The sequence below is a fragment of the Staphylococcus sp. mip270_02 genome (genome assembly GCF_054031535.1).
Genome location: NZ_CM132934.1, coordinates 1,812,039 through 1,826,072, shown reverse-complemented (window position 1 = coordinate 1,826,072; position 14,034 = coordinate 1,812,039). Strand labels below are relative to the sequence as shown.

Here is a 14,034-nt window from a genome sequence, read left to right as displayed (position 1 = left end):
AGTCTCCTATTATATTGTAGTTTTCTATGCTTTATCCTTATATATTTTAACAAAATCCATATATAAGTTCTAGTTGTGAACGCTATGTTTATGAGTTATTCTCATCTTTTTTTAATTTTTTAAGGATGCTAGAAAATTGTTTAATATCTCCTTTGTTTTGGCGATAACTTTCTAAAGATTGCTCGAAAAATTGTTTGTAGTTACTTCTGATTAAACGATCATCAAAAGATACAATAATTCCTTTGTCGTTTTCACTACGTATCAATCTACCAAGACCTTGTCTAAAACGTGTTACAGCATCTGGTAAAACGTATTCTTTAAAAGTTGAAGTAAACTCTGATTCCATAAGCCAATATTTAGTATTATTTTGATTCATAAATGGTAATTTAGCAATCATGACACATTTAATTCCGTTTGATTCAAAATCAAACCCTTCGAAAAAGGTTCCCGTACCAAGTAATATCGCTTTATTAAAACTATTAAATTGCTGAACTATTTTATAATTTTGATTTTGTTGTTGTGTTAATACGACATAATCTTCAAATTCGGGTAACTCATTTAATAGTTCTTGTACCATGTGCATCATTTTATAACTTGTGAATAGTATCAAACATTTAGATTCAACAATATTCACATATTCAATCACATAATTGACGATTGAACTTACATAATCATTAATATTTTTATAATTATAAGAAGTTACGTCATTTGGTATGAATACTGTAGTTTGATTTGGAGACATCACTGTAGAGTCTATTTCATAAGTATTAAAGTCTATATCTTTGTTGAACCAATGTCTGAAATTATCAAATGTATGGTTGAAAGTTAACGTACCTGATATGAAAGTAAGGGAATTGAATTTATCTAACACTTGTTTTGTTAGTATTTCTTTCACACCATAATCTTTCACATTTAATTTAATCGTTGATTTTTGATTTAAGTTTTTGATTGAAAGATAACTTGTATGATTGTTTTTGAGACTTTGTTCTATTTCTTTAAAACGATCATTAATATATAAAAATTGCTTGCGTACAGATTTAATTGATTTATGACTCATTCCATTGAAAAACTCCAACGTCATATTTAACTTGTGAATAATAGCATGTAAATCATTTAAAATTGGCGTGACATCAAAATGATACACGAAATGCAATTTATGAACTTCGTCATCTTGGATTTCTGAAGCGCGAATGATTTCATACATCGTTGAGAATAATTTTTCGTTCAAATCGTGAATTTCGTTAACTGTAGTTTTCAAACCAAATACATCTATTGGTGGTATATCTAACTTTTCTAATATTCTTTGCTGTTCTAGATTATCAATAGATTTAAGTAGTTTTTCATTTTCTGTCTTACCTATTAAGCCTAGTTGGTATTTAATATCTGAATAACTAAGTTCGTTTGTAACTTGATTCAAAGCATAATCTGGTAATCTGTGAGCCTCATCTATAATACAGTCATCAAATAATTGATAAATTGAATTATCGTGTGTTGCATGTATTAAATGTGCATGATTTGTGATGCCTATTTGTATATTTTGTGCGTTTCGCTTAATGAAATTGAAATAATTGATGTCATTACGAACAGGTACATATGTTTCTAGTTTTTGTTCGAAATACATCTTCTGTCCGCCTTTTAAATCTAATTCTTGTATGTCACCTGTAGCTGTTTCTGTTATCCATATAAGCAATTGCATTTTTAGAATACTAACTTCGTAGTTGCTAGAATCTTCTTTTAATATTTGGCTAATTAACCCTAATGAAATATAATCTCTCTTACTTTTAATTAAAGTTGCGTTAATCTTGAAATCTAATGCACGTTTTAATGCTGGAATATCTTTTTCTAATAACTGATTTTGTAATAACTTCGTATTAGTAGAAATCATTACATGCTTGCCAGTTTCAATATTATACATAAGCGAAGCTAGCAAATAAGCAAAGGATTTCCCGCTTCCTAAAGGTGCCTCAATCATTGCCTTTTCACTGTGCATGAGTTGTTCTAATATAATTTCAGACAGATATAACTGTTGTGGTCGGTATGTTAACCCTAGTTCTTTTGTTACGTGTGTGTATAGTTCTTTTAATGTTCCGTTAAAATTAACAGTCGGTGCTTTAAAGTCGATTTGTTTTTTATATATAATTTGTTCAAATTGCTCATATTGATTGTCTAGTGGCTGTACACTATGATTACGCACCATTTCGAATAAAATATCCTGTAAATCATATTTTAAGTTTTTGCTGAGATAGTATAGTTGTTTAAGTGTATCTAACGGTAGCGATTCGAATTTAGCAAAAGCCATAATCATTAATTTTGCTGTTGTTGCAGCATCTTCATCTGCCCTGTGCGCATTTGTTAAAACGATGCCGTGAGTCTCTGCTAATTCACTTAATTGATAGCTTTTATCTGTTGGAAACGCAACTTTAAACAATTCTAAGGTATCCATAACTTTTTTTGGACGATATTTAATATTGCAATTTTTAAATGATTTCTTTATGAAATTCAAATCAAAAGCGACATTGTGCGCGACAAATATACAATCTTTTATTTGCTTGTATATATCTTCGGCAACTTCATGAAAATATGGCGCTTGATTTAACATGTCTTCTTCTATCGACGTTAGAGCTTGAATAAAAGGAGGAATTTCTAAATCTGTTTTTATCATTGAATGATATGTGCCAATAATTTTGTTTTCGCGAACAAATGTAATACCTATTTGAATAATTTCATCATAATCTAATTGATTACCTGTTGTTTCTAAGTCGACAACAGCATAACACGGTTTTGTCATTTGGATTCCTCCTTTCATCGTTGTTTTGTTTATATTTCGATATCTGCACTCATTAATTGATGTTTTTGATTATCTTCATCATTAACAATTAAATAGCCGTTTTTGTCAATGTCTATTGCTTCGCCTTGGAACTGATTACCGTTTTCAGTAAATTTTAATCGCTTGTTCCAAATATTTGAGACCTCTATATATTCTTGACGAATTGTGGAAAATGGTTCTTTTAAAAATTGTGCGTAACGATATTCTATTTGTTGTATAAGTAATTTTAAAAATTCGTAGCGATTTACTTTTTCATTTCCTTGTATACGCATACTTGTTGCTTTTTGTGAAAGTTCACCGTCGAAATCTGTTTGTGTTTGGTTCATATTAATACCAATACCACAAATAACCGCTTCTATACCATCACTGTTCGCCACCATTTCTGTTAAAAAACCACATACTTTTTTACTATTAATATAAATATCATTTGGCCATTTAACAGAAACTGGAGTTTTGCTGAAAGCTTGTATAGCATCACGAATCCCTAATGCCATAAATAAATTGAATTTTGTAATCATATCGAACGGGACATTAGGGCGTAATACAACCGACATCCACAAACCTTTCCCCCGTGTAGATAACCATGGTCGATTGAAGCGACCTTTGCCTTTTGTCTGTTCGTCACTAAGTATTAAAAAAGTATCAGTATTACCTACTAATTTTTGTTTTGCTAGTAACTGTGTGGAATCTATATTTTCGAACACTTCAATATGCTTAAATAGTTGCTGTGTTTTTATACTAGGTATGACAATTCCACTATACCATTTATCAGGAAGTTGTATTAACCGATGACCTTTATGATTTATTGATTCAATTTGACAACCTTCTAATTTTAGTTGATCTATAACTTTTTTAACTGCAGTTCTGGAAATAGATAAGTGTTCAGCAATAAATTGACCTGAAATATATTCAGGTTGATATTGATACAACATGTGTATCACATCTTTACTATATTTAGACATGTGTTTTCACCCACTTTATTAGTTCAGGTTTAATGTTGTTCACTTCACCTGTTATAATAGCACACTCAATTTCTCGTAATGTTGATTTGAGCCATGGTCCACTGGGTTTATCAACTAATGTTAAAATATCTTTGCCGTTGATATCCATTTCTTTTCTCGAGTGTATTGGCAATACTCGTGCCATTTCTATAATTGCTCTGTTATTTATGATAAATGGAGAGTTTGTTACTATTTGATTCTCTTTAAAAGTATCTGCATAACTCAATACTTCTAATATATCTTCTTTACCATAATCATAAACAAATAATTTAAGTTGCCTTTTTGTTTGTACTTTAGGAATAGTTTCTATTATCTGAATGATTTTATTTATATATTTTTTCTCTTGGTTACTCATTTTTAAATCTGAAATATTTGAAGTTATGTCAGGTTGTTGGACTTTTAATAATGCAATAAATACTGTAAGAGGCATCGGTTGTTCTATGATAACTTCCGATAAATCAAAATATTTAAAGAAAGGCATATAAGAAAATGCTTTAAATTGCTTTAGATTATTAAAAGTTTGCTTAATTGCGATGCCAAGCATTAACTTCTTAAGCTCAACAACAATTCGTTCAATTGATAAATGACTAATATCTGAAATAAGTTGCTCCATAGCTTTAAAGGTATCAGGATCTAATTCAAAATCTAATTGAGACTGAAAGCGTAACCCTCTAATGATACGTAATGCATCTTCATTAAAGCGCTCTGACGGATTACCCACTGTTCTGATTATTTTATCAACAATGTCTTGTTGCCCATTAAAATAATCATGGATCTGATATTGCATGTCCATAGCAATCGCATTCATTGTGAAATCTCTGCGTCTCACATCTTCAAATAGATTTCTTACAAAATAAACTTCATTAGGTCGACGGTGATCGATGTATTCACCTTCAGCGCGAAAAGTTGTCACTTCATATTGTTCGCCTTGGTAAACAACATTAATAGTGCCATGTTCCCTGCCTATTGGGATGGTTTTTTCAAATACCGACTCGATTTCGTCCGGAGTGGCACTTGTTGTGATATCAATGTCGTGAATTGACTTATTCATGATATAGTCTCTAACAGAACCACCTACAAAGTAAGCTTGAAAGTCGTGTGATTGTAGTCTTTCTAAAATAGGTTTAGCTTTTTCAAATAAATTATTAGTCATTGTTACCCTCTAACATTTTTTTGTAGTAATATTCATATTGATCAGCAATTAAATCAGAGGAGAAACGAGCCGATACATCTTGTAACATATTTTCTTGGATGTTTTTATAAAGTTTTGTATCAGTTAATAATTTAATTGCATATTCACTCGCTAGTTTACTATCTCCTACATCTACTATAAAGCCAGTTTCATCGTGTTTAATGACTTCCTTTATACCTCCTGCTGTAGAACCAATAGGTACGACGCCAGATTTCATCGCTTCTAATAAAGTCAGCCCGAAACTTTCCTTTTCGCTTAAAAGTAATACCAAGTCTGATATTTGATAGAACTCGCTTACCCAATTTTGTTTACCTAAAAATAAAACTGCATCTTCAATGCCTAAATCACGTGCTTTCTGCTTCATATCCATCAATTCTGGACCATCACCTAATAATATTAACTTTGAAGGTATCGCTTGATGAACTTTTGCAAAGGTATCTATTATTGTATCAATTCGTTTAACTGCTCTAAAGTTAGATACATGTATTAATACCTTTTCACCCGGTTTTATACCGTAACAAGTTTTCAAACGTTCATCGTCCTGAGTGGCTTGATCTGGTTTAACAGGAAATTCTTTCTCTCTAACGAAATTATATATAGGCACAATACGTTTATCTGTTTCAATGATATCGTATGTTTGCTCTGCAAGTGATTGACTCACGCTTGTAACGATATCACTACCTTCTATACCAAATTTAATAGCATTTTTTAATGAATGATCATAACCTAAAACGGTGATATCTGTACCATGAAGTGTAGTCATAATTTTTATATCTTTATTAGACATATGTTTTGCTAAAATACCACATACTGCGTGAGGAACAGCATAATGCATATGTAATAAATCTAAATCATATTCATTAATAACTTCTGCTATTTTTGTACTTAATGTAATGTCATAGGGTGGGTATTGAAAAACTGCATATTGATTCACTTCTACTTGGTGAAATGTAATATTTGGTAATGGTTTACGTATTCTAAAAGGAATATTAGAAGTGATGAAATGAATATCATGTCCACGTTCAGCAAGTTTTATGCCTAACTCTGTAGCTATAATGCCTGAACCACCCATAGATGGATAACAAGTGATGCCTATTTTCATAAGGCGGGACATCCTTTCTTATTTGATTATATTATTTACGTTCAAATCTATTTTTATCTCGAGTATTAAATTTTTCCATTGTTTCATCAAAACTTTCAGTTAAATCTATATCTAAAGAATTCGCAATACACATTAATACGAATAAATTGTCACCGAGTTCTGCTTTAATTGTATTTTCGGCTTCTGACGATTTTTTCTTTTTCTCACCATAATAATGGTTAATTTCTCTCGACAATTCACCTACTTCTTCAGTTAGACGTGCAAGGTTTGCCAAAGGAGAAAAGTATCCAGTTTTGAATTGACCAATGTAGTCATCAACTTCTGTTTGCATATCTTTCATAGATTTCATTTTAAACGCCTCACATTCCTTTAGGTTTCTTATATAGTATAGACTAATTTTATGTTTCATGCATTATTCCTGCAACAGTTAAGGCTTATGTCATACATATTTAAACTAATTGATTGTCTAGTATGATTTTTGTAATTTCATAAACATTTTGTGATATTTTATGCGATATTAAAAATGCTATAACATATTGGATCTGAATTAATAAAAACAATCTATTAAATTAAGCATAAAAAAGGAGGCTAAGACATTTTTCGAATGTCCCAACCTCAAAATATTAGTTTAGTAATTATAATCTAACGTAAAATTGAGCCTTATAATAAGCTGTTTAAATGTTAGTCATCTAAGCTGAAGTAACGAAAACCTATTTCAAAATAAGGCTTCTGCATCACTTCAATTTATATTATTATTCACTAGATCTAGCGATAAGGATAAATCTTGCAAGTTCCGCTAAAGCTACTGCAGTTGATGCAACATAAGTCATTGCTGCAGCTGTCAATACTTTTTTAGCATGACGATATTCCTTTTCGTTAACAATGTTTAAGCTTTGAATTTGCTTCATAGCTCTACTACTTGCATTGAATTCAACCGGCAGTGTAACGATAGAGAAAAGGACAGCAAATGACATAAATGCAATTCCAATCCATAGCGCAGTTGAACCTAAAGTACTTTGTAAACTCGTTAAAATAATACCTGCAAAAACGGCTAAATAACCAATTGAGCTACCAAGGTTAGCCAGTGGTACTAACGATGTTCTAAATCTTAGGAAGAAATAACCTTGCGCATGTTGAATTGCATGGCCAACTTCGTGAGCAGCAATAGCTGTACCAGCAACAGAAGGTCTACTAAAGTTGGCTGGTGATAGTACAAGCACCTTTTTTCTCGGATCGTAGTGGTCAGTTAAGAAACCTTTACCTTCAACCACGTCAACATCATAGATACCATTTGCATGTAAAATTTCTAAAGCAACTTCTTGACCAGTCTTTCCACTTGTTGATCTAACTTGTGAATATTTTTCGTAATTAGATTTAACTTTATGCTGTGCCCATAGAGGCAACACCATTAAAATAACAAAGTATATAATCATATAGATAAAAGACAAAAACCTCACTCCTTTATAAACATTTTACTGTGAACATCAATGGTGGTCAAATATTTTATCTTTTTTAAATCGAGTTAAATATAAATAAAGTATTAATGGAATTACGCTTAACCAAAATGCGAGGTAGGCAACACCTTCTAAATGACTTGCAATAAAATCATAATAAGGATATTGCATAAATACATAATCTATAATGTCATTATGAAACACCCATATCATAGCAATTACAAAACCAATAATTGAAATTTTGAATCTCGGATAAAATATAAATGCTTCGATCGCCATAATGCCATGTGAGAGTATGAGCATACATCCTGTGATTGTAACCGTGTCATATTGAATAAACATGATTATATTCATTATAACTGCCCAAACTCCGTATTTAATAAGTGAGACGAAAGCAAGGGCTTCAAATACTGGGATATTCTTACCTAATATGAATGTAATAATTACGAAACATAAAAACAGTGAAGCGGTTGGACTATCTGGTACAAATATTTTAAATTGAGTTTCAGTCATACTTAATTGCTCACCGTACCATATGTAACCATAGATTGTACCTAACAAATTACACAAAAGTAAAAAGTAAAGTATGCCTTTGTGATACAACATTAATTCCCAAAGTGATTTTATATTCATACTGTCAATCCTTCGTTGTTATATTTACATTTCTTAATTTAAAAGTATTAAGGATTTGTGATAATTGATAAAACAAATCGCTATCATGTAATTGTAAGCTTAAATCAATATTATCTTGCAAATGTGTGATGATAGAAGATTCATTTTGTTTTGAAAGCGGAATTCGATAGATGTCTTGAATATATAACGCATAATATGGTGAATGTAATAATTGTTTAATGAGTAAGTCATCTAATCTCGCTTCCCTATCTTGTTCAACATTAAAATTCAGCTTAATATCAAAAGATAATTGATTGAGAGCGATGTGCTCGAAAATCTCATTACTATTAATCATTTGTTGGTCTTTATAATTAAATTTAATACCATATTGCTCAGTGTGTAACATAGAAATTTCAAGCGTATTATGATTGTCGATACGTTCATCTACGAAATGTACGTTTTGTAGTAATTCTGGCGAAGATTTGAGTAAGTTCAATACCCATACACTAATCCTAGACTTGAATTCATATTGAAAGAGTAAATACTCTATGAAAGTTGCTTTTGATTGTTGTAGGGTATCAAACATTTAACTCACCTTCCTATACTAGAAAGACGTCAGTCTTTCCGCTTCATCATGCCATGTCTCATTAGATGGTTCTAATTCAACTAATTGGTCTAATAGCTTTTTCGCTAATTCAATTTGACCAATTTCTATTACATAAAAATAATAGTCACTTAAAAATGCAGATTGTGTTTGTAATGTGTCGTATGCTAATTCAAAGAAATGCTGTGCTTCTTTATCGCGTTCTTCTTGTCCCAATGCATAAGCGAGGTGCCACATAAATACTGGATCTAAGTCTTCTTCATCTACATATTTCAATAATCCAATAAGTGACTCATAATCTTCTTCTTGTCTATATAGATCACTTAATATCAATAATGGTTCTTGGTACGCGTTATCAACTTCAAGTGCTTGAATTAATAATTGAACGCCTTCATTAGCGTCTCCGTGTTCTATTTGGATGCTACCAGTGGATACCATCAATTCTTTATAGAATTGCGTTAATCTTAATCCTTCTTTACCGATTTCGATTGCGTCGGCGTGATTATGTTCGTTTTCATATAACTGTTGTAAATAGAAATATGCTTGTAGAAAGTCAGGGTCTTTAGATAATAGCGTTTGAACTAATTTAATAGCTTCTTGTGATAGATCATTTTTTTCATAAGCGATGGCTTTTTTGAAATAATCTTCTGAATCCATTTCATCTTCATTGATTTCATCAAACATTTTAATTGCATCACTGTAGTTACCGCTTTGCAAGCTACAATCAGCTAAACGTGAAAATAGATTTACACCGTTTACTTCATATTCTCCCGTTTCAAGCACGGTTTCATATTCTGAAGTTGCTCGTAAATATTGACCATCAAAGTATAATATCTCAGCAAGTGCGTAATGTATGATTGGATCATTTGGCTCAATATCAATCGCTTCATCAAGTTTACTAATTGCAACTTCAAGCATATTTAATTGTTGATATAAATCTGCCTCTAACATTAACCGTTCTGTTGATATTTCAACTTCACTTAAATATTCTAACGCTTCATCAGTGTGGTTTTCAGCCATTAATCCTTCAATAAAGTATATTAATAATTCACTTTCATCAGGATATTTATGGTAAAGCGTACGGAATACTTCTAAACCTTGTGGCATCAATCCATAATTATATAATGTTTCACCTAGAATAAATAAAGCATCGTCCTTAGGGGAACTTAATGCATCATTAACACGTGTGTCTAGGTTCTCTAATTTTTGTAAGTTGATATCATCTATTAATTTATAGATATCTTCCATACTTTTATCCCTCTTTTTCTAATTGTTTTAACTTTGGTAAGAATCCTGGGAAAGAAACATTAACTGCGTCAAATTGATTAATGGTAATTGCTTCATTAGTTAAAAGTGAGGCAACTGCTAACATCATACCTATACGATGGTCTGTAAAGCTATCTACAGTTGCAGTTTGTTCTAAAGCTGATGGATGAATAATCATACCATCATTAGTTGGTTGTAACATAAAACCAAGTAAATTTAACATATTAGCGGTTGTATCAATTCTATTAGTTTCTTTTACTTTTAATTCTTCAGCTTCTTTAACCACGCTTGTACCATTAGCTTGTGTGCAAAGCAAAGCAACGATAGGAATTTCATCGATTGCTCTAGGCACTAAGTCACCATCAATATGAACAGGCTTCATGTCTGGAGAGTATTGCACTCGTATGGATGCAGTTGGTTCTGGTCCATCAGTTTGATTGAATAAAGTAATATTCCCTTCCATTTGTGTCACGATATCAATAATACCTGAACGAGTTGGGTTAATGCCAACATTGTGTATTGTAATATCACTTCCAGGTGTTATCAAGCCAGCTACAATAAAATACGCAGCTGAAGATATATCGCCTGGAACGTGAAAATCTACAGGTCTGATATGGTCAATGCCACGGGCAGGCATATCTATCAATTTGTCTTTTGTAGAAACAGGGATGTGATATTGTTGAAACATCGTTTCGGTATGGTTTCTAGAAGTATCAAATTCCTTAATTGTCGTTGGTTCTTCAGCGAATAGACTTGCGAATAGTATTGCGCTTTTAACTTGTGCACTGGCAACTTCCATTTCGTATGCAATACCTTTGATTTTAGCAGGTTTGATAATTAAAGGTGTATAGTTATTATCGATGCCTGTAATATTGGCTTGCATTAATTTTAAAGGTTTCATAATTCTGTCCATTGGTCGTTTGCCTATTGATTCATCACCAGAAAGAACAGTTTCTATACCTAGACCACTTAATAAACCAGCCACTAAACGTGTGGTCGTGCCTGAATTACCTGTATATAAAACTTGATGAGGTGTTTTAAAATGCTTAAATCCTGGTGAATCAATCTCTATTTTATCTTCAGATACTTTAATATCAGCACCTAATAACTTAAATATTTCAACAGTACGCAAACAATCTTCACCAAGTAATGGTTTATATATTGTTGATTTTCCTGAGGCTAGAGAACCGAGCATAATAGCTCTATGTGTCATAGATTTATCTCCAGGTACTTCGATTTCACCGACTAACGGTCCGTTAATATTTATTGTTTTACTGTTTGCCAAATCAGTCACCTACTTATTAAAATATGATTTAAATTCTGCGAAAGCTTTAGAAAGTGTTTTGTAATCAACATGTCTCACAATTGGATCTCCAATATCTTTGAGGAGTACCATTTGCACACCTTGTTCATCATTTTTTTTGTCGTTTAGCATTAATTTATATAAAGATTCAAATTCTAAATCATTAACAATATCTAACGGGTAGTTTAACCCCCTTAGATAATTCACATAATGTGCAATATTAAATGATTTATTTAGCATTATATTCGTAACTATAAATTGAAAAACGATGCCTATCATAACAGCATGTCCGTGTGGAATTTTAAATTTATATTCAACTGCATGACCAAATGTATGGCCTAAGTTAAGAAATTTACGGACGTTTGATTCCTTCTCATCTGCTACAATAATATTCAATTTTGTTTGAACACCTTTGTATAAATAATATTCAATTTCATCAAGTGATTTAAGCGCTTGTTCATCTGAGTACTGTGCCTCGATATGATTTACCGATTCAATATCATTTAACAAAGCGTGTTTATAAACTTCTGCGTATCCACTTAAAATTTCTGAATATGGTAATGTACTTAAAAAGTTCAAATCATAAATGACTGCTTTAGGTCTATAAAAAGCACCAATAAGGTTTTTACCGTGTTTAGAATTAATTCCAACCTTACCACCTACACTCGAATCATGAGCTAAGATGGTAGTTGGTATTTGAATGAAATCGACACCTCTTAATAAAGTAGAGGCAAGGAACCCAGTGAAGTCACCAGTGGCACCTCCTCCGATAGCAATTAAACAAGTATTTCTTGTTAGTTGTTTACTCAACAACGATTCAATCGTTTCTTCGTAAAAAGATAGCGTCTTCGTTGTTTCGCCAGAAGGTACAATAAGTTTATGAGCTTCATATTCACTAGCGATGAACTCAGTGATATGACTCCATTCGTTTTCAACTTTTTGATCAATGACAAGAACAATATCTTGATAATTTTTAATATAATCATGTAATTGATCAAGGGCATGATGTTCAATAATAATTGGATAGTTATTAGATTTATAAGTGGTTTCTAATTTCATGTAATCACCTAATTATTTCATAAATTTTAATTTATTGATTAGTATTCAATATTTAATAAGCGACGTTCCTTGATTTGCGATTGTAATTGCTCAATATGATTACATTGGAACTCTTCAAGTAATGCTTTTGCTAATTCAAAAGCCACTACGTTTTCAACAACAACACTTGCAGCAGGTACAGCACAGCTATCAGAGCGCTCAATTGACGCTTTGAATGATTCTTTTGTATTGATATCTACAGAGTTTAAAGGTTTATAAAGTGTAGGGATTGGTTTCATTACACCGTTAACTACGATAGGCATGCCATTAGACATTCCACCTTCAAAACCACCTAAGTGATTTGAACCTCTATAATAACCATTTGTCGTATCATATAATATTTCGTCTTGTATTTCGCTACCTGGCTTCTCTGCAGCTTTGAAACCTTCACCAAAACTTACACCTTTAAAAGCGTTGATACTCACTACACCCTGAGCAATTCTGCCATCAAGTTTGCGATCGTAATGTACATAACTACCTATTCCAACAGGGACGCCTTCAATTATAGTTTGAACTACTCCACCAATTGTATCGCCAGCTTTTTTAGCTGCATCAATTTTATCGCGCATAGCTTGTGCAATTTCATCATTAACGACGCGCACATCATTTTTATCAATATTTGATTTAATTGTATCGATATCATATTCAATATCATCTTTAATCCCACCGATTTCTACTACTCTACTATAAAAATTAATATCTAATTGTTTGAGTAATATTTTAGAAACTGCACCAACAGCAACTCGTGCAGCTGTTTCTCTTGCTGAAGAACGTTCTAAAACATTTCTTAAATCTCTGTGGTTATATTTCATGCCACCGATTAAATCTGCGTGTCCTGGACGAGGTTTAGTGATTACACGCTTCATATTATCTTGATCTTCTTCGCTGATTGGATCTGCACCCATAATTTTTTTCCAATGAGTAAAGTCATCATTAGTAACTATAAGCGTAATAGGACTTCCTAGAGTATAACCATTTCTCACGCCAGATACGATTTCAACAGCATCTTTTTCAATTTGCATACGTCTTCCACGGCCGTAACCGCCTTGTCTTTTAAACATTTCTTCGTTAATGTCAGCAACATTGATTTCTAAATTTGCTGGAACACCTTCAATAATTACAGTTAACTGTGGTCCGTGTGACTCACCAGAAGTTAAATATCTCATACTTTACCCACTCCGTTCTTTAGTACTTTAAATTGATATATGTTCTATATCTTATCATATTCAATTGTTCAAATTAACAGAAAAATTCACAAATAATAAATCTTCTTTAATTTTTACGGTTAGAATGTTATTTTTCAGTGTAACATTTAAACATTTTTATTAATATTGAATTTTGCTATTTTATGATTGTAATACCATAATTTTAAATGATTCATCATACATAAAGCTATGAAATAATATAAAAATTCACTATATTTCTTATTTTCAAAGACTCTAGATTGGAATTAAAAATTTCAAGTAACTTTGTTGTCTATTGTATTTATTTAACAGAACATTATAACTCAATCTTATAAAATATAAAAAACGATGATTTTTACAGGTATAAAGTAAAAATCATCGTTTATTTATT

The 14,034-nt window shown here is 31.6% G+C and carries 12 protein-coding genes; all 12 read right to left on the bottom strand.

Translation table 11 applies throughout. From position 1 onward, the window contains the following. Positions 1 to 88: 88 nt before the first annotated feature. The 12 genes from ACW5YJ_RS08615 to aroC all read right to left on the bottom strand — a co-directional run bounded on the left by ACW5YJ_RS08615 (position 89) and on the right by aroC (position 13,625). A complete protein-coding gene (locus ACW5YJ_RS08615; RefSeq protein WP_017724500.1) occupies positions 89 to 2,788 on the bottom strand; it encodes a helicase C-terminal domain-containing protein in 2,700 nt (899 codons plus the stop codon). A 29-nt stretch (positions 2,789 to 2,817) separates the two neighbouring features. After that, on the bottom strand, positions 2,818 to 3,789 hold the full coding sequence (locus ACW5YJ_RS08610) for a biotin--[acetyl-CoA-carboxylase] ligase (protein ID WP_457338084.1): 972 nt from the start codon (positions 3,787 to 3,789) through the stop codon (positions 2,818 to 2,820). Then, positions 3,782 to 4,981 (bottom strand): CCA tRNA nucleotidyltransferase, encoded by a 1,200-nt coding sequence (locus ACW5YJ_RS08605; RefSeq protein ID WP_457338083.1) that lies wholly within the window; start codon positions 4,979 to 4,981, stop codon positions 3,782 to 3,784. The genes ACW5YJ_RS08610 and ACW5YJ_RS08605 overlap by 8 nt, the downstream gene beginning before the upstream one ends. Further along, positions 4,974 to 6,122, bottom strand: coding sequence for an N-acetyl-alpha-D-glucosaminyl L-malate synthase BshA (bshA, locus tag ACW5YJ_RS08600; RefSeq protein ID WP_107551357.1), 1,149 nt, complete (start codon positions 6,120 to 6,122; stop codon positions 4,974 to 4,976). Before bshA ends, ACW5YJ_RS08605 begins: the two co-directional genes overlap by 8 nt. A gap of 31 nt (positions 6,123 to 6,153) precedes the next feature. Beyond that, positions 6,154 to 6,471 carry a nucleotide pyrophosphohydrolase gene (locus ACW5YJ_RS08595; RefSeq protein WP_017724504.1) on the bottom strand — a complete coding sequence of 106 codons (318 nt, stop codon included), beginning with the start codon at positions 6,469 to 6,471 and terminating at the stop codon, positions 6,154 to 6,156. Positions 6,472 to 6,874: 403 nt separating this feature from the next. Further along, complete coding sequence (locus ACW5YJ_RS08590) at positions 6,875 to 7,570, bottom strand: zinc metallopeptidase (RefSeq protein WP_017724505.1); 696 nt, start codon at positions 7,568 to 7,570, stop codon at positions 6,875 to 6,877. 36 nt (positions 7,571 to 7,606) lie between these two features. Next, positions 7,607 to 8,209, bottom strand: coding sequence for a DUF1405 domain-containing protein (locus tag ACW5YJ_RS08585; protein WP_017724506.1), 603 nt, complete (start codon positions 8,207 to 8,209; stop codon positions 7,607 to 7,609). Positions 8,210 to 8,213: 4 nt separating this feature from the next. Continuing rightward, positions 8,214 to 8,774 (bottom strand): YpiB family protein, encoded by a 561-nt coding sequence (locus tag ACW5YJ_RS08580; protein ID WP_017724507.1) that lies wholly within the window; start codon positions 8,772 to 8,774, stop codon positions 8,214 to 8,216. A gap of 18 nt (positions 8,775 to 8,792) precedes the next feature. After that, positions 8,793 to 10,040: a tetratricopeptide repeat protein gene (locus ACW5YJ_RS08575; protein WP_107551358.1), complete on the bottom strand. Its 1,248-nt coding sequence runs from the start codon at positions 10,038 to 10,040 to the stop codon at positions 8,793 to 8,795. 4 nt (positions 10,041 to 10,044) lie between these two features. Beyond that, positions 10,045 to 11,343 carry a 3-phosphoshikimate 1-carboxyvinyltransferase gene (gene aroA, locus ACW5YJ_RS08570; protein ID WP_017724509.1) on the bottom strand — a complete coding sequence of 433 codons (1,299 nt, stop codon included), beginning with the start codon at positions 11,341 to 11,343 and terminating at the stop codon, positions 10,045 to 10,047. A 9-nt stretch (positions 11,344 to 11,352) separates the two neighbouring features. Then, positions 11,353 to 12,420 carry a 3-dehydroquinate synthase gene (gene aroB / locus ACW5YJ_RS08565; protein WP_457338082.1) on the bottom strand — a complete coding sequence of 356 codons (1,068 nt, stop codon included), beginning with the start codon at positions 12,418 to 12,420 and terminating at the stop codon, positions 11,353 to 11,355. Positions 12,421 to 12,458: 38 nt separating this feature from the next. Further along, a complete protein-coding gene (gene aroC / locus ACW5YJ_RS08560) occupies positions 12,459 to 13,625 on the bottom strand; it encodes a chorismate synthase (protein ID WP_017724511.1) in 1,167 nt (388 codons plus the stop codon). Between the last annotated feature and the right edge of the window lie 409 nt (positions 13,626 to 14,034).